This is a genomic window from Streptomyces sp. NPDC001816 (assembly GCF_042892235.1).
Lineage (GTDB): Bacteria > Actinomycetota > Actinomycetes > Streptomycetales > Streptomycetaceae > Streptomyces.
Genome location: NZ_JBIATY010000006.1, coordinates 579,365 through 595,703 on the forward strand (window position 1 = coordinate 579,365; position 16,339 = coordinate 595,703).

15 protein-coding genes and 1 pseudogene are annotated in these 16,339 nt (G+C 68.6%); 9 read left to right on the forward strand and 7 right to left on the reverse strand.

Going from position 1 to position 16,339, the window contains the following annotated elements; genetic code table 11:
* The first annotated feature begins 195 nt into the window (after positions 1-195).
* The gene (locus ACFYZZ_RS24545) at positions 196-468 is read left to right on the forward strand and encodes a hypothetical protein (RefSeq protein WP_389179804.1); all 273 of its coding nucleotides are present in this window, start codon (positions 196-198) and stop codon (positions 466-468) included.
* 69 nt (positions 469-537) lie between these two features.
* Positions 538-1,029: a DUF5994 family protein gene (locus ACFYZZ_RS24550; RefSeq protein WP_389179641.1), complete on the forward strand. Its 492-nt coding sequence runs from the start codon at positions 538-540 to the stop codon at positions 1,027-1,029.
* A 40-nt stretch (positions 1,030-1,069) separates the two neighbouring features.
* On the opposite strand, the gene ACFYZZ_RS24555 is transcribed toward ACFYZZ_RS24550, so the two are convergent.
* Positions 1,070-2,338 carry an ATP-binding protein gene (locus ACFYZZ_RS24555; RefSeq protein WP_389179644.1) on the reverse strand — a complete coding sequence of 423 codons (1,269 nt, stop codon included), beginning with the start codon at positions 2,336-2,338 and terminating at the stop codon, positions 1,070-1,072.
* A 541-nt stretch (positions 2,339-2,879) separates the two neighbouring features.
* Here ACFYZZ_RS24555 and ACFYZZ_RS24560 point away from each other — a divergent pair.
* The 3 genes from ACFYZZ_RS24560 (at position 2,880) to ACFYZZ_RS24570 (ending at position 4,088) form a co-directional block, all read left to right on the forward strand.
* On the forward strand, positions 2,880-3,095 hold the full coding sequence (locus ACFYZZ_RS24560) for a hypothetical protein (RefSeq protein ID WP_389179647.1): 216 nt from the start codon (positions 2,880-2,882) through the stop codon (positions 3,093-3,095).
* Between the two features lie 364 nt (positions 3,096-3,459).
* Entirely contained in the window at positions 3,460-3,681 is a 222-nt protein-coding gene (locus ACFYZZ_RS24565; RefSeq protein ID WP_389179650.1) for a type II toxin-antitoxin system VapB family antitoxin, read from the forward strand.
* Positions 3,678-4,088 (forward strand): PIN domain-containing protein, encoded by a 411-nt coding sequence (locus tag ACFYZZ_RS24570; RefSeq protein WP_389179653.1) that lies wholly within the window; start codon positions 3,678-3,680, stop codon positions 4,086-4,088. The genes ACFYZZ_RS24565 and ACFYZZ_RS24570 overlap by 4 nt, the downstream gene beginning before the upstream one ends.
* Positions 4,089-4,207: 119 nt before the next feature.
* On the opposite strand, the gene ACFYZZ_RS24575 is transcribed toward ACFYZZ_RS24570, so the two are convergent.
* Positions 4,208-4,642 carry a hypothetical protein gene (locus ACFYZZ_RS24575; RefSeq protein WP_389179656.1) on the reverse strand — a complete coding sequence of 145 codons (435 nt, stop codon included), beginning with the start codon at positions 4,640-4,642 and terminating at the stop codon, positions 4,208-4,210.
* 109 nt (positions 4,643-4,751) lie between these two features.
* The gene (locus ACFYZZ_RS24580) at positions 4,752-6,290 is read right to left on the reverse strand and encodes a hypothetical protein (RefSeq protein WP_389179659.1); all 1,539 of its coding nucleotides are present in this window, start codon (positions 6,288-6,290) and stop codon (positions 4,752-4,754) included.
* Between the two features lie 1,408 nt (positions 6,291-7,698).
* Between ACFYZZ_RS24580 and ACFYZZ_RS24585 the strand changes: the two genes are divergently transcribed.
* The gene (locus tag ACFYZZ_RS24585) at positions 7,699-8,229 is read left to right on the forward strand and encodes a SigE family RNA polymerase sigma factor (protein WP_389179662.1); all 531 of its coding nucleotides are present in this window, start codon (positions 7,699-7,701) and stop codon (positions 8,227-8,229) included.
* Positions 8,226-9,011: a hypothetical protein gene (locus ACFYZZ_RS24590; protein WP_389179665.1), complete on the forward strand. Its 786-nt coding sequence runs from the start codon at positions 8,226-8,228 to the stop codon at positions 9,009-9,011. The genes ACFYZZ_RS24585 and ACFYZZ_RS24590 overlap by 4 nt, the downstream gene beginning before the upstream one ends.
* Here the strand turns inward: ACFYZZ_RS24590 and ACFYZZ_RS24595 are convergent.
* On the reverse strand, positions 8,902-9,246 hold the full coding sequence (locus ACFYZZ_RS24595) for a hypothetical protein (RefSeq protein WP_389179807.1): 345 nt from the start codon (positions 9,244-9,246) through the stop codon (positions 8,902-8,904). The two genes, ACFYZZ_RS24590 and ACFYZZ_RS24595, sit on opposite strands and share 110 nt — an antisense overlap.
* A 40-nt stretch (positions 9,247-9,286) precedes the next feature.
* Between ACFYZZ_RS24595 and ACFYZZ_RS24600 the strand changes: the two genes are divergently transcribed.
* A complete protein-coding gene (locus ACFYZZ_RS24600; protein WP_389179668.1) occupies positions 9,287-11,740 on the forward strand; it encodes a non-reducing end alpha-L-arabinofuranosidase family hydrolase in 2,454 nt (817 codons plus the stop codon).
* A 389-nt stretch (positions 11,741-12,129) separates the two neighbouring features.
* Here ACFYZZ_RS24600 and ACFYZZ_RS24605 read toward each other — a convergent pair whose 3' ends face one another.
* Positions 12,130-13,734 (reverse strand): RICIN domain-containing protein, encoded by a 1,605-nt coding sequence (locus tag ACFYZZ_RS24605; protein WP_389179670.1) that lies wholly within the window; start codon positions 13,732-13,734, stop codon positions 12,130-12,132.
* 357 nt (positions 13,735-14,091) lie between these two features.
* Between ACFYZZ_RS24605 and ACFYZZ_RS24610 the strand changes: the two are divergent.
* Positions 14,092-14,191 (forward strand): annotated as a pseudogene (locus ACFYZZ_RS24610) (flavoprotein); the annotation flags it as partial.
* A gap of 511 nt (positions 14,192-14,702) precedes the next feature.
* Here ACFYZZ_RS24610 and ACFYZZ_RS24615 read toward each other — a convergent pair.
* Together ACFYZZ_RS24615 and ACFYZZ_RS24620 are read right to left on the reverse strand one after the other, a co-directional pair.
* The gene (locus ACFYZZ_RS24615) at positions 14,703-15,314 is read right to left on the reverse strand and encodes a hypothetical protein (protein WP_389179673.1); all 612 of its coding nucleotides are present in this window, start codon (positions 15,312-15,314) and stop codon (positions 14,703-14,705) included.
* 38 nt (positions 15,315-15,352) lie between these two features.
* Entirely contained in the window at positions 15,353-15,679 is a 327-nt protein-coding gene (locus ACFYZZ_RS24620) for a hypothetical protein (protein ID WP_389179676.1), read from the reverse strand.
* Positions 15,680-16,339: the final 660 nt, after the last annotated feature.

Sequence of the window (16,339 nt, forward strand, 5' to 3'; positions counted from 1 at the left end):
CACCGGCTCAATGCTCAGCACGCCGCACGGATCGCCGCTTTCCACTACGGCGATGCCCTGCCGGGGATCGGCCGTTGGCCCCGGAGGCACCGCCGGGCGGCGGTGGACGCGATTGCTCCGACCCGCCCCACCGCGACGGCGACCGCGGAAGACATCGACTTCGGCACGACTGAGGACGGCGAAGGACGGCACGTCATGACAACACTGCGCGAGCGGAAGACGTATCGCGAGAAGATCATGCGGGCTGTGTACGAAGCCGCCGAGGGCAATCGGCTCCTGGGCGTCGATGGGGTGAAGCTCCGCAACGACCTTGGTATTCCCGAGCAGGATCTGGCCGCTGCCTGTACGTATCTGGCGGGCGAAGGCTGGGTCGTCGTCGATTGGGCAAGGGGCAACACGCCCGCGATGATCACGCTGACGCACCAGGGGATCCGGCAGATGGAGACACGGGAGGAGGAACGTGGCTGAGCCGCGTCCACCGAGGCAGTGCGGCCGCCGCGGGGCGTGCGACCGGCATGCGAAGGACGGGCGGACGCCATGACCGACTCCGACACGTCCGGCACTCCCAGGTTCCTGCCGGACGCCGTCCACGAGTCGGTGAGACCCGGGACGGCCCTGCTGAGGCTGGAGACGACACATGCACGCGAGGGAATCCTGGACGGTGCCTGGTGGCCGCGGTCCCGGGACATCGGTGCCGAGCTTCCCGCGCTGATCACCGCGTTGACCGAGCATCTCGGACCTGTCACCCGCGTCGGACTCGACGCCGGCACCTGGGACGAACTGCCGACACGGCTGACGGTCGACGGCCGGGTCGTGCACATCGACTCCTTCCCGGTCGGTGACGACACCGTCCTCATCACCCGAGGAGACCGGGACCATTTCTCCCTGCTGGTGGTCCCACCGGACACGGCGCCTGACGCGGCACGCGCCGCGATGGCCAGGGCCGTCCGGGCCGACAACGTCACCGAGGCCGAGCAGATCCTCATCGACATCGACGCCGGCAGCGACCTGCCGTCTCCGCCGACCTGACACCCCCGCGCCGCAGACGCGATCCCCGCGAGCCAGGACGCTAGATGCGGGCGAACTCCTCCGTCTGCTGGGCGAATTCCTGGGCCATGGCGGCGCTGACCGTGGGCTTGGTGTCGCGGATCGTGTCCAGGTAGTCGTCGGTGGTGGGGGCGGTCCGGGTTCCGGTGTCGAAGGTGCGCTCGAACTGGGCCTGGGAGACGGTTCGCGCCACGTGGGCGATGTCGGCCGGGGTGAACCCCTCGCTGGCGGACGCCAGTGCCGCGCTGTCGGCCTCGGCGCCCGCTCGGGCCAGGTAGCTCTTCCACAGTGCGGTCCTGGCGGTGTGGTCGGGAGGGCCGATGGGCAGCACGTAGTCGAAGCGGCCGTGCCGCAGGAAGGCCGGGTCGAGCGTGGTCACGTTGTTCGTGGCACAGACGAGCAGTCGCCCCTCCTGGCTCCGGAACCGCACGATCGCCTTGAGCAGCTCGTTGACGACGCCGACCGCGGTCGCGTCCGCACCGCTGCGCGTCCCGGCGACCTCCTCGACCTCGTCGATGAAGACGAGTACGTGGTCGAGCTGGGCGATCTCATCGAAGCGACGGCTCAGGCCGCTCGCCAGGCCGTACTCGGCGGCCAGACGCGCGGGGAACAGCTCGAGGAAGGGCCACCCCAGGCGGCTGGCGATCGCGTGCGCGAACGTGCTCTTGCCGGTCCCGGGCGGACCGAACAGCATCACCGCCCGTGGCAGTTCCACTCCGTGCCGGGCGGCCAGTTCGGGATGGGCCAAGGGCAGGACGAGGCGGCGTTCGATGAGCTGTTTCTCCCTGTGCATGCCTGCGACCTTCTGCCACAGTCCGCCGACCGTCAGCTCCGCTCCGAGCGAGGACAGCACCCCGGCCGACTGCGAGGTCACCGGTCCGCGCTTCGTGAAGAGGACCAGGCCGGAGCGGGCACCGAAGCCGCAGTTGTGCAGAGCGGCGGCACCTGTCTCGCCCTCGGGCAGGCCCGCGTACACCGTTCGGACGCCGTCTGCGAAGAGCCGTTGCTCAAGGGCTGTGATCAGGGCACTGCCCAGCCCCCGTTGCCGCCAGGCAGGTGCCATGCAGATGCGCAGGATCCATGCACGGTCGCCCTCCACTCTGCTCACTGCGACGCCGACCACCACGTCGTCCGCCGTGGCCACCACCGCCGGGTGGAGGGCCTGGAGGGCCGCCACGGCGTCCGAGAGCGGGAAGAGAGGCGGCTCCCCGGTCGTTCCGCTCTCCGCATCGACACGGACCACCGCCTCGAGATCGTCCTGGGAGTAGTCCCTGACACGCCAACCCGTCATGATCAGCTCCGCGGGTTCGGCCGTACTCCCATCATCAGCCGGTGCACGGACGACGCGCGCGACAGGCGCCGTCCGCGCGTCCGATCAGCCGGAGCCGCGCCACTCGATCAGCAGGAGTGTCGCGTCGTCCGTCGTGATCCCGCCTCGCGCCCGCTTGAGCGTGTGGGAAAGGGAGGGGGCAACCGCCCGGACCTCTTGCGCCGTACGGTCCTGCGGTCCACCCAGCCGATGAGCTGTTACGCACGGAGTTCCTCACCGCCGGCCTGGTGTTCCTCGATCAGTCCGTCGGTGAAGCACATGATGCCGTCTCCGCGGCCGAGGCCCGGTTCACTGATCAGGGGCTCGGGGCCGCCTGTGCGACGAGCTGACCGAGGAGATGGGGTGGCACCTCGTGGCCGTCGTGCCTCCTCCGCCTTCTCCGCGCCCGGGGTTCGTCGACGCGTAGGTCGACTGAGCGCAGCCGTCGCGATTGCATGGATGGACATGATCAAGGAGGACTGCATCTACGGCGGCCGGGCGCTACTGCACCTTGCGCGCTATCGTGGCCCTCCCCGTCGAGGGCCCGGGCCGGGGCGAGTCCCGCGCCGACGGCCTGACCGTGGCCGTGACCAACTACGAGCGCGCGACCAGCCGTTACATCGACTTCCTCGCCGGCCTGCCGGAGGTCGACGCCGAGCGGGTCGAACGGTCCCTGAACGGCGCCCTCCAGGAGCCCGGCCGAACCAGCCTGGACAACAAACAAACCCCAGGCCACTGACCTGGGGTTTCTTCTGGAGCGGGTGACGAGAATCGAACTCGCGCTCTCAGCTTGGGAAGCGACGGCGCTTGCACGGTCGGATGGCGGCTGACCTGCGCGGTTTCGTCGCGCCGGCACCGTTGCGCGGGTCTGACACGCCGCTGTTGACCGTGGCTGTCCGCTCTTACGGGCACGCTACGGGCACGGGCACCATCAGCGGCCGGGTAATACGTGCGCGCAGCGCTTCCCGTCGACCGGCCGGCATCGTCTGCCGCGCTGATCCGGAGTGTCCGTTGCGACTGCAGATTGACGCTCAGGCGTGGCCTCGTAGATGTTGGTGACGTATTCTTCTATGTACATCACCAACATCGCGTGGGAGGTGCGCATGTCTGTGACGCAGATCGACATCGATGACGACGCCCTGGAGCGCGCCATGGCTCTGGCCAAGGTCAGGACCAAGAAGGAGGCGGTCAATCTCGCTCTGCACTTCTACGCCGAGCAACAGGAGCGTGCGGCGCGCATCAGCCGTCACTTCGAGCGTGCGCGTGAGTGGGGTGCCGTCGAGGACGCCGAGCGCCTGCACAGGGCGGAGAAGCGTAGCCGGTGATCTACTTGCTCGACACGTCCGGCCTGGTGCGGCTGCTCCGGGATCCAAAACTGCAATCGGTCTGGTACGACGCGATCGACGCCGGAGCCATCGCATCCTGCTACGTGCAACGCACCGAGTTTCTCCACAGTGCCCGGAACGGACGCGAGTACGACGAGATCGCGGAGATGTTCACAGATCTCTACCCCGACGTGTCGGTACCGAAGAACGCGGGGCGCTGGATCGGTGCGGTGCAACACCGTATGGCCCAGGCGGGGGAGCATCGCAGCGCCTCGGCGGTGGACCTCGTCATCGCCGCCACCGCTGCTCACCACGGTCTGGCTGTACTCCACGACGATGCCGACTACCGGGCCATTGCCCGGCACGCGTCCGGCCTGAGTGAGCACAACATCCACGACATCGCTTGAGGCGCGCCTTGCCGCCCGACAGGTACAGCGTGTCGCGGGCCGGGGCTCGCCCCCGCCTTCTCCTGTGCGGCGCCGATCTCTGCTTGAGGATTTTGTCAGGATGTCTGGTCCTCGTCCGCCTACTCCTGAGCAGCTTGTCTGTTGAAGTCGTACGTGTCCGCCCAGGCGGCCAGCTTGCGGTCGCTCCGGTCGAGTCTCCGCCGCAGCTCCGCGATCTGTGCGTCGTCCCAGCCGTCCCTTTCGACGAGGCTGCGTCCGCCTTCATCGACGGGGACGACTGCCATGGCTTCCACGGCTTTCGTCAACTCTTCGACCTTCGCTCGCACGTCCGCCCAGTGGCGACTCGCCGCTGTGAAGCCGGCGGCTGGGGGAAAGTCCGTGGTCGACTCGCCGTTGTAGGCGTGGCGTATCAGGGCGTCGGTCAGTTCGCGCGGCTCACCCCCGGACGAGAAGACCCGTGCCCCCTTTTCGTCGACCTCGTAAAGCCTTTCACCGCGTCGGCCGGCCCGTACGACCTCGTACGCCTGATGAACGCCGCGGCTACGGGACAACATGGCGCGCAGGACGGTCGCCGGGCTGCGATCGTCCTCGTAGCGGTGGGCGGCCCGTCCGGGAAAGCCCCAGGGCGGGCCGCCAGTGTGACAGCGGCAGGGCCGACGGCCCTCAGCTCACCGCGTACGCGTTGTACACCGTCGTCGTCGAGCTGTCGCCGTGGGTGTCGGTGACCGTCGAGCGCAGGCCGACGCGGCCGGGGCCGGAGGTCGGGTTGTGGACGGCGATGGTCCACTTGCCGCCGGACAGCTTCGCGGTGGTGGCGTTCCAGTGGGCGCCGTTGTCGGTGGTGTACCAGGCACGCACGGACTTCACGCCGTCCGACAACCGGCCGATCGTGCTGTCATCCGTGCCGAGCCGCTGCATACCCAGGTCGACGGTCGTGGTCGACCCGGCGGCCGCCTGGTTCCTGGAGTTCAACGCCTCGGGCCAGAACCGGGTGATGTAGTCCCGGATCTGCTGGTTCTTGCCGGCGTCGGCGTAGAAGTGCAGGGAGAGGCTGGAGGAGGTCGACAACGAGCCGGACGGCAGGCCGGTTCGGTGGGCGGTCTCGGTGAGCGTGTACCAACCCGACCCGGGGATCCGTGGATGCGGATCGAGCTGCGTCGAGGGGGTGAAGTCGTGCTTGTAGAGCGTCTTCCCCGCGTGGGTCAGCTTCAGGGTGCCGGAGGCCAGGACACCGCCTCCCGTGAAGTCGGGGTCGGCGAACGGGTTGTCGTTCCCGAAGTACAGCTGGTGGTACCAGGTGTACGGCAGTTTCCCTCCGGGCCCCCACACCGCGTGGCCGAGGGACAGCGAGGTGGTCTTGCCGGCCGCATACTTGTGGAAACCGTCGTAGATGAGGTCGTGACTGTCCTGCATCACCTGCCACTGGCCCGCCGGGACGTGCACGCTGAAGGAGTTGGGCAGGTCGCGCTGGAAGTCGAGGGTGTTCGTGGCGGACGAGCAGTCGCCGCCGCTCGTCGACTCGCCGTCGAACGAGAACCGCGCCTGTCCGCTGTCGGGGCCGGAACGGGCGGACACCTTGAGGTTGGTCAGTCCGGACCTCTTCAGCACCGCGGACACCCCGGACGGCACACCGCGGCTGTGCGTGGCGGACGCCAGCCAGAAGTCTCCGCCGGTCGTCGACCGCGGTTCGTACGTGGTGCCGTAGGACATCTCGTACGCCGTGCTGGTGTTCGGGATGGCGTAGAGGTCACCCGCATCGGCCGAAATGCTCATGGTGGCGGGGCTGTTGTCGCTGGCGCAGACCGCCGCGGTGACCGTGTGGTCGTACCCGCTGCCGGGGTCGGGACTGAGGGACACCTTGACGGCACGCCCCTTGCGCCCGTCGAAGGTGGTCGTCGTCGCCCCGGAGACCTTCACGCTGTGACCGCCGACGACGGCGTCCTCGCTGTTGCCGCCGACGAAGGACGTGGCGAGCTCGTAACTCCCGTTGGGCAGAGAGGTCTTCTTGTTCCCCTCGATGTAGCGGAAGTCGTACGTCTTGGTGTTGTAGACCGCCACCTGCGCGTAGACCGCCTTGCCGCTGCGGTCCAACGTCCTGACGGTGAGCGACCCCGTGGCCGCGGCCGACGCCGTGGAAGCGCCGGCCAGGAGAAGCGGTACGAGCACGGTGACGGCACTCGCGACCGCTGCGGTTCGCCGCATCAGTCCCCCCATAGGTGTACACGACAAAAGCGAGCCACCGTAGCGCACAGGAGGTGTGTCGCCGTCCCCGGCCCCCCTCAGGCGATCGCCGGGGCCTGGTGGGAGAGGGCACACCGCCCTCAAATTGGCCTAGACAATAAGCAAACCCCAGGTCGCTGACCTGGGGTTTCTCTCTGGAGCGGGTGACGAGAATCGAACTCGCGCTCTCAGCTCGGGAAGCGACGGCGCTTGGATGGCGGTTCTCCATTGCAGATGCACACTCCTGTGACAGCGTATGCGGTCCGAGGGCAGCGGTGGCCCAGCGGGCGGCCGCGTTCGGCCGAGCAGAGCAGCCGGGTCAGTGCAGAGGCGTCGAAGATCCTCTGCGCTGCCCTCATCCAATGCCTCGACAGAGTTCGACACCCGCTTTGGGAGTGGGATCGAATCCTTGCCGGGTGCGCTCGTCGGTGCTATCTGATGTTGTTTTCCCTGGTCAACAACATGCGGGCCGTGCACTCAATCCCGCGCATGACGCTCCGTGCCGGCCAGTCCGCTCACGCATCGCGCGCGCACGAAGCCAGCGTCCTGGAGGGCAAAGGAGCAGCTGGCGGCCAGGCGGTTCCCACTCGGGCGGGTTACGACGCGGACGCCTCGGCAGCAAGGGGCAACCCTCAACACGCTGTCCAAAAGTTCGTCTGGGGGTTCGGGACTGATCAGGAGTGCCCTGCTGGCGGCCACTCATCGAGTCTCACTCACGACCCGATAAGCCCCATGAGGCTGCTGGGAGGCGGCGACGTGGCGGCGCGCGAGCAGGTCGCGGTGCCACCGCAGCACCGTGTCCGGACGCATCAGCAACCGCAGCCTGGGCAGCACATCCTTCGGGAGCTGGTGCAGCGGCGCCGCCACGAACGCCCCGATCACCCGGGTGGAACCGCACCCTCTTCTTGCCGAGTCGGCGGTCCAGGACGGTGATCTGATGGCGCAGGACGAGGATCTCGACGTCCTTGTCCCTGTCGCTCATCGCCAGGAGACGCAGCATGGCGAACGCGTTCGTGACGCCGAAATAGGCCAGTCGCAGCAGCACGGCCGATCACCATGTCGCCGCGCCGCAACCGTAGGCGCGGACTGGTCACGGGCATTCCCTTGGCGCTGCTGGTCGTCGGGTGCTGGCGTGCCGTCCCCCCGGGAGCGGGACCGGTGTCAGGATCACCGACATCTACGGGGAGCGGCTGACCGTCGACGGCACCGCCGTGCAGCCGACGGGCGTCCAGTTCGCCCGGCATTGACCAGCCCGCCGGACAGCCTTCACCGGTCCGCAACCGAGCACGACCGCCGTTCGAATCCCGGGCCGGGCACTGTTAGGCTGCGGCCCCCGTTGTTAAACATGCAACTAACGCGCACATCATCGCCAGGAGAGGGCGACGGAGGGATGCTCCTCGACGACGCGTCCGCGGAGTTCCACGAATTCTTCGAACGCCACTATGCCGAACTCGCCCGTCTGGCATACCTCCTGACCGGCGAGACCGACGCGGCGGACGACCTCGCGGCGGATGCCCTGGTCGCCCTGTGGCAGCGCTGGGACCGGTTGCGGCAGGCCGACCACCCGCTCGCCTACGCCCGCGGTGTGGTGGCCAACCTGTCGCGAGGACGCATCCGCAGCGCGGTGCGCGAGCGACTCCGGATCACGCTGTTCTGGTCCCGCAGCCCCGAGAAGGTGGAGGGGCCGGACATGGCGGCCGTGCTGGACGTCCGCGCGGCGCTCGCCCGGCTGCCCTTCCGCAAGCGCGCCTGCGTGGTGCTGCGGCACGCCTTCGACCTGTCGGAGAAGGACACGGCGGCAGCGCTGGGCATATCGGTCGGCACGGTGAAGAGCCAGACCTCGAAGGGAATGGCCGAGCTGGAAAGGATACTGGGGGCACGAGGGGCCGGGGACCTGGTGACAGGGAGGAGGAACCGGTGAACGACGAGATCGCCCGTCAGCTGCGCGAGGCCGCCGAGGCCCACCGGCCCGACCGCGCGCGGATGCTGGCCCGGGTGCAACGCGGCATGGCCGGCCCCGCCGTCCGTCACCGCGCGCGGCCGTTCGCGAGGTCTGGGGCCAGGCTCGCGCTCGCCGGGCTCGCCGCCACCGGCATCCTGGCGACCGGCGGCCTCGCCGTCGCCGCCATCGTCGCGCACTCGTCGCCGTCGGCCACCGTGACCACGCCTGCCACCCCGTCCCCGACCGTCAGCTCCCCGCCCCCGACATCGACCCGCCCCACCCCTGTCGCGCCGGCCCCGGCCACCACCCCGGGCAGCGCGCGCCCGACTCCGTCGGCCACCAGTCCATCGCCGGCCGCCGGCGAGAGCCAGAACGGGCCGCTGTGGTCGGCCGGCTCGGTGGACCCGCACAGCACCGTCTACTGGACGCAGAGCAACCTCGCCCTCAAGACGACCCGGCCGCTCACCTCGCTCACGATCGAGATGCGGATCGTGCAGACCGGCGGGGTGAAGAACACCGGCACCTGGCAGACCCTGCCGAGTGCTGACTTCACCGTCACCGCTCAGGAGGCCGACGGCACGCTGGTCTACCGCTGGGTCCTCAAGCCGGGCCGCACCGTGCCGGCCGGGAGCTATGAGTTTGCCGCCCAGTTCAACAACGGCACCGGCGTGCGCAGTGCCGCGGGCGACGGCTACCGCGTCGACGCGCAGGGTCCGGGCGGCTCCGCGTCGGTCCGGGGAGGGTTCGTCCCGACCCGGTGAACGCCGCTGTGCGGCAAGGGGACGAGTCCCCTTGCCGCACAGCTCGATGGGAGAACAAGTACCCGCACTGCTGGGACGGGGTCCAGTCGGCCGGGCCGACGTTGGTCCCGTCGGCGTACGTGGCCTCCATGGTGGCCAGCGGGTCGCCGTGGAACTGGGTAGGGACGGTGACAGCGGCCGTGAAAACTCTTCCCTCGATCGCGGCAACCTTTGTGTGCGTGGCGGCAACTGGCAGGTAACCGGGTCCGGATCAAGGCCCGCTGTGCCAGAAGGACATGCCGTTGTCAGATCAGAACCGCTCTCATCGCCGCCGTCCGGCCACCCGCCGCGTGCTCGCCGCCGCCGTGGTCCTCGCCGCCGCGGGTGCCGCCGTACCGCTGGTCGCGCTGGCCGCACGCACGCCGGAGGCCCGCACACCGACCCTGGCCGCCGCGGCGGCCGGCAGCGGCCGCTACTTCGGCACGGCAGTGTCCTCGGGCAGGCTCGGCGACTCGACGTACTCCACCATTCTCGACCGGGAGTTCAACATGATCACCCCGGAGAACGAGATGAAGTGGGACACCGTCGAACCCTCCCGCGGGAACTTCAACTTCAGCCCGGCCGACTCGATCGTGGGCCACGCCGCCGCGCACGGCCAGCGCATGCGCGGCCACACCCTGGTGTGGCACTCCCAGCTGCCCGGCTGGGTCAAGTCCATCACCGACGCCAACACCCTGCGCAGTGTGATGGACAACCACATCACCACCGAGATGACCCACTACAAGGGCAAGATCTACGCCTGGGACGTGGTCAACGAGGCGTTCGCCGACGGTGGCAGCGGTCAGCACCGCAGCTCGGTCTTCCAGGACGTGCTGGGCAACGGCTTCATCGAGGAAGCCTTCCGCACGGCCCGGAACGCCGACCCCTCCGCCAAGCTCTGCTACAACGACTACAACATCGAGAACTGGACCGACGCCAAGACGCAGGGCGTCTACGCGATGGTCAAGGACTTCAAGTCCCGCGGTGTGCCCATCGACTGCGTCGGCTTCCAGAGCCACTTCGGCGCCGGCGGCCCGCCGGCCAGCTTCCAGACCACGCTGTCCAAGTTCGCCGCGCTCGGCGTGGACGTACAGATCACCGAACTCGACATCGCCCAGGCGTCCGCCACCGCGTACGCCAACACCGTGCAGGACTGCCTCAACGTCGCTCGCTGCACGGGCATCACGGTGTGGGGCATCCGCGACAGCGACTCCTGGCGCACCGGGGAGAACCCGCTGCTGTTCGACAACAGCGGGAACAAGAAGCCCGCCTACGGCGCGGTGCTCACCGCCCTGGGCGGCAGCAGCGGCGCCACGCCGGGCGGGGGCATCACCTCCGGGACCGTCTACACGCTCTCCGAGGTGGCCGCCGGACGCGTTCTCGAGGAGCCCGCGGGACACAACGGCAACGGCACCCCGCTCCAGGTGTGGGACGCCAGCGGTGCCTCCAACCAGCAGTGGCGTGCCGGCCGGAACAGCGACGGCTCCTACACGCTGACCAACGTCGCCAGCGGCCGGGTACTGGACGAGCCGGGCGACCAGACGGGCAACGGGACCAGGATGGAGGTCTGGGACTCCAACGGCGGCGCCAACCAGCGCTGGAAGGCGGCCCGGAACAGCGACGGCTCCTACACCCTCACCAACGTCGCCAGCGGCCGAGCCCTGGAGACCCCCGGCGGCAAGACCGCCAACGGCACCCCCGTCCAGATCTGGGACTCCAACGGCGGCGGCGCCAACCAGCACTGGAACTTCAGGACGTCGACGTCGGCCCCGACAATGCCCACGCGGACGGGCGCCACGTGTGCTCTTCCGTCGAATTACCGGTGGAGCTCGACGGGTGCGTTGGCGCAGCCGGCGAACGGGTGGGACGCGGTGAAGGACTTCACCACCGTGACGTACAACGGCAAGCACCTGGTCTACGCGTCGAGCGTGTCGGGATCGTCGTACGGCTCGATGATGTTCAAGCCCTTCACGAACTGGGCGGACATGGTGTCGGCCGGCCAGACCGGCATGAGCCAGAAAGCGGTGGCACCCACACTGTTCTACTTCGCGCCCAAGAACATCTGGGTGCTGGCGTCCCAGTGGGGCGCGTCGCCCTTCGTCTACCGCACGTCGAGCGACCCCACCGACCCCAACGGCTGGTCCGCGCCGCAGCCGCTGTTCACCGGCAGCATCCCCCGCACCGAATCCGCCACCGGCCCGATCGACCAGACCCTGATCGCTGATGGCCAGAACATGTACCTGTTCTTCGCCGGCGACAACGGCAAGATCTACCGGACGAGCATGCCGATCGGGAACTTCCCGGGCAACTTCGGCTCGTCGTACACGACGGTCATGAGCGATTCGACGAAGAACCTGTTCGAGGCGCCGCAGGTCTACAAGGTTCAGGGCCAGAACCAGTACCTCATGATCGTTGAGGCTCGGGGTGCGAATGAGCAGCGCTACTTCCGCTCGTTCACCGCCACCAGCCTGAGTGGTTCCTGGACCCCGCAGGCCGCCGGCGAGAGCAACCCGTTCGCGGGCAAGGCCAACAGCGGTGCCACCTGGACCAACGACATCAGCCACGGTGACCTGGTCCGCAACAACCCCGACCAGACCATGACCATCGACCCCTGCCACCTGCAGTTCCTCTACCAGGGCAAGTCCCCCACCGCGACCGGCCCCTACGACCGACTGCCGTGGCGGCCGGGCGTCCTCACCCTGCAGCGCTGACCCGCCTGATCCACGGTGATGGCGATCGGGCGCGGTGCACCGGCGCGTAGACGAGCGGTCTACGGCGTGGGCACCTCCACCTGCTGACCGCTACTCACCGCCTCGAGGAACCCCAGCCGTGCGCCGGCTGGGGTTCCAATCGTTTGGACCAGGCGGAGGCTCGGCGAGGCTTGTCGGGCTGATGGGTGGGCTCTTGGTCGTGCGCGGTGTGGGCGCCGGCGTCCCGGGCCGCATTCACCTTCCGCCACATCGGCGCATTCATCGACCGGGACGGCCCGCACTGTCCCGGCCTCGCGGTCGAACTCGGCTTCCCCGCCGTCACCTGTCAGCACGATCGATGACGAAATGCGCCCCATCGAAGAGATGGGGGCGCATTTCGTCAGCTTCGCCTACTTGAGTGCTGTACCCCCCGAGTTGTGATAGGCGATCGTCTTGTTGATCAGGTTTCCGCCGTCGGACTCGACCGTGGTCTGTTCCTGCTGCCCTGGACCGAAGAACAGGCCGGCGACATGGGCGTTTGCCACCTGGTCCATGTGTGTGAAGAACCAGTCCACCTTGTCGTCCTTGTAGTGGTTGAGGGTGTTGTTCTGCGCCATGTTGCCCACGGGGATCTGCCACAGGACCACCGGCTTGCCCACGGACTCGGCCATCGTCTTGTAGAACTGCAGCGCGGCGGCGGCCTTCTGGTCGGTCCAGAAGTGGTCACTGCCGCCGTGGGCCGGCTGTGCGTACCAGCCTGCGTCGCGGTCCGACACATCGGTGACCAGGAAGTCGGCGTTCTGTGCCCCGAGGTTCGCGTAGTCCTTGACGCATGCCTGTGTGTTGGTCTGCCAGTCGAAGCAGGAAAGGTGCAGCCCCACGGCGGTGTTCGGCGCGTACTTGTGCGCCATCGAGATCAGGCAGCGGGAGAGTCCGGCGGCGCTGTTCTCCTGCGATCCGCAATCCGTCGGATTTGCGCCCGAGACCTGTGCGGGAACCTGGTGCGGATTGCCGAGCGACCGGACGTAGCCCCAGAAGTCGGGCTCAAGGTCGATCGCGTCGTGCGACGTGCCGATCTTCTGGAGGAAGAAACGGTAGTCGTTCAGGTACCGGGTGAGCAGGTCAAGCCGGTTGATGGCCTTGACCTCGCCCGGGCCGTCGCCCTGGCCTGCCGCATCCCCGAGGTCGCGCAACGAGTACCAGGTCCAGAGCATCTTCTGCGGACGCGGGCTGCCCTTGTACGTCGCCTGGGCCGCCACGGTGTCCCGCCAGGTCACGTAAGTGCCGGGCGCCGTGGTGCTGCCGTTCCAGCAGCCCCACCAGCCCGACCACGCGTCGTGGCAGCGCGCTGCCGAGTAGTAGTCCGACGAGGGCGCGGGCTGGCTGTGCACATAGGCGTACCGCACGTCGAACGGCGCGGCGGCCGCCGAGGCGTCGGACATCGAGCCGCCGATGAGCACCGTGCTGCTGCCCATGAAGCGTGTCGTCGAGCCGGCGTGACCGGGTGTGGGAGACGACGGCTGCGTGCCGACACTCCCGGCCGGGACGAGTTGCCATTGCTGATCGGCGCCGCCCCGGTCGCGGTTCTGGACGACGTCGCCCCCGTCGGCCTTGGCGGCGTTGTGGACATCGACAGCCATGCTGCTGAAGCGATTGATCAAACGCACGTAGCCGTCCGGCGACTTGGCCAGTTTGAACTGCTGGTTGGTGCCGTTCAGGTCTTTCCACTGGACGATGGCGGAGCCGGCGGTCTTCGACCAGCCGAGGTCGTCCAGCACCTTGCCGGAGTTCCGGTTCTGCAGCCGGTAGTACCCGTCACCCGCGTCGATGAACCGCCACTGCTGGTTGGCGCCGCCGTGACGGCTCCACTGCACCACCGCCGCGCCGTCCTTCGTGGCGGAGGCGCGGTCGTCCAGCACCTTGCCGCTGTTGCGGTTGACCAGCACGTACCACTTCTTCAGATCCAGGGGCTGCTGCGCCGAGGCCTGGCTGACCACGACAGCCGAGCCGGCCATGACCACCATGGCGAGACCCGCCCAGAGACCCCGACGCGCGAGCAACCGACGGCCACGATGCTTCGGGCGACCACCGCGCGCGCCGCCGTCGGCACGGTGGCCGCCGGCGCGGGACGCCACCGATGACGTGGGTGGGCGGGGGACATGTCTGTGCTCTCGTTCCAGGGACATGCCTGTGCTCTCTTTCAGCCGTTGCATCTGACCGGACCACTTGGCCGGACAACGCTGAGTGGTCCGAGAGGCCGAAAAGGTTGCCGCGAAGATCCACAGATTTTTTCGCCTTGACCGCTTCCCGTTCGCTGCGGAGCACGGCACGCCTAACGCCGGCGGTGGCGAACGCCTGATGGCTGGTCGGGGAAGGTGCGGGAGATGGGCGTGCTGGTCGGCTCGTACGAGCCTCACTCACCGGCCCAAGGCCGGCGGTGGTGCTGATCGATACCGCTGGGAGGCACTGGTCTTTGTGGACCGCCTGGAAACGCGACCGCTGATCACCCCACACAGCAAAAAGGCCCGGGTCTCTGACCTGGGCCTTCATCGTGGAGCGGGTGACGAGAATCGAACTCGCGCTCTCAGCTTGGGAAGCGACGGCGCTCGTCGGACGACATCTCCGCTGACCTGCGTGGATCTTGTGGGCAGGCGAGTTTGCGCGGCCCGGTTTGGACCGTTGTTGACCGCGAGTGTCCGCCCTTACGGGCACGGATTGGGCACGGCGGCGTCGAATGGCGCGGCGGCTCGTGGACGCGGCAGTGTTGCGCCGAGTCTGAAGCTTGCCGGTGATCGGCCCAGGGGCGCCGTTGCGAGCGCACACGTTGTGGGCAGAGGGTCCGCTGTGCCACGACGCACCGCCGCGCACTCCGGGCATCACGGTCGGCACCGTACAGCTCGCCCGGTACCGGCCGTGGAGGCCGTCCCGGAGTTACCCAGCGACCTGCTTTGCGGGAGGAGGCCGACAGGCAGCCGAGGGCCGGTCAGGCTTGGGTCCGCTCGGCGGCCGCGAGGATGGTGGAGCGTGCCTGATGACGACGCTCGTAGTCCAGCACCCGCGGGGTGAGGCTCGCTTCGGCGTTACCGAGCCGCTTGACGATCTCGTCCGCGTTCATGCTGTCGTAGCCGGGCCAGGGCACGGGCCCGAGCAGGTCCGCGATCCTGCTCAGGAGCGCGGGGCGGCCCGCGTGGGAACGCTCATAGGCGCCGACCGTGGCCAGATCCGTCTGGGCCAGGTGCGGGAGCCGGTCGATGATCATCTTGGTGCTGAGCCTGCGGTAGTCGGGGATCGGCAGGTCGTCCTCCGTGATGAGGGCTCCCTCCGGTACGCCCTGCAGACGGTCGGCGCCGGGCATGCGTTCGGCCGTCTCCCGCAACCAGTTGCTCCAGGCGCGGATGGCCTGGGCGGCACCGCCCGCGCCCAGGCCCTCAGTTGCCTCGGCGGCCACCACCGCTGCCTCGGCGTGCTGATCGAGGCTGTTGCCGAGCTCTTCCAGCGCTTCCTCTCCGTCGCGGCGGATTGAGCTGAGCAGATCAGAACTGGCGGCGTCCTCGGCTTCCTGGGCGATGCGCTCGGCGGCCCGGCAGATGGCCACGGCGGACGCGGTAACCGCGTACTCGTCCTCGACATTCTTCAGTAGTTGCTGCTCCGACGCGGTCCTCTGGCTCCGCGACACGGCGCCCGGGACAGCCCTTGCCGCGTCGAAGGGCAGCCGGGCAGCTTGTTCGGTGAGGTGCCAGACACCCCGAGAACAGTCAGCACCGGCCTGCGGGGCTGCAACGTACCCAGACGTTCGTCGATGCGGTGCATGTGGCCCCGGGCGTCGCCGGCGCGGCGCTCCAAGACCTCCCGGTACTCCCCGGCGGGCGTGACTGCAAGGTGGGCTTTGAAGCGGTTGGCGAGCGCGGCTTGGGCCTCGCGGACGTCGCGCAGCGCCGGAACGAGCATGTCTGTTGCCATGGCCATAACATTTCCTTTGGCTAGTCCGATGCTCGGCGAGAATGTGTCAGCCGGACCCCGCCCCCTTCCCACGGTGCCCGGAAGCGGCCGCTCCCGCATCTTCCCGCTGGGCGCGCTTGTGGGAGGTGGGTGAGCTGACCCCGGCCCTCGGCTCGGCACCGAGCCGCGCCTGAGACCGTGGCCCGTTTGACAGGCATGATCGTGGCGGGCTCATAACGGGGCGCGGGAGTCGTCGGCGACTTGAGGATCCGGAACTGCCGCGTGACCAGCGTCATCGCTGATACGTCCGTCGCCTGGGGCGGGAGGCCGACCTCGGCATGGTCGGCGACATCCGGCGCTGGATGAGGCGGGGCCGCGTCGTCATACCGAAGATCACCGAGAATCACCTGGGTGCCGCCCAGTTCGTCCGGGTCCTTCCCCCAAGCTCTCGGGTGCGCCCCTCGGACCGACACAGTGCATTCCGGGTCCTGCCCGACGACCTATCGCTCTGACACGGGCTTCCGGTACCGAAGTCCAAGCCGCCGGGAGGGACTTCGGCAACCATCGCTTCTGCGGCGCACGGAAACCCATTCAACCTTGCTGAAGCGATCGCGCTTCGACGCCGATGGCACATCTTGGGTACGAGCCCGTACAGAGATTCCTTGCGGCCGTTGACCGCGA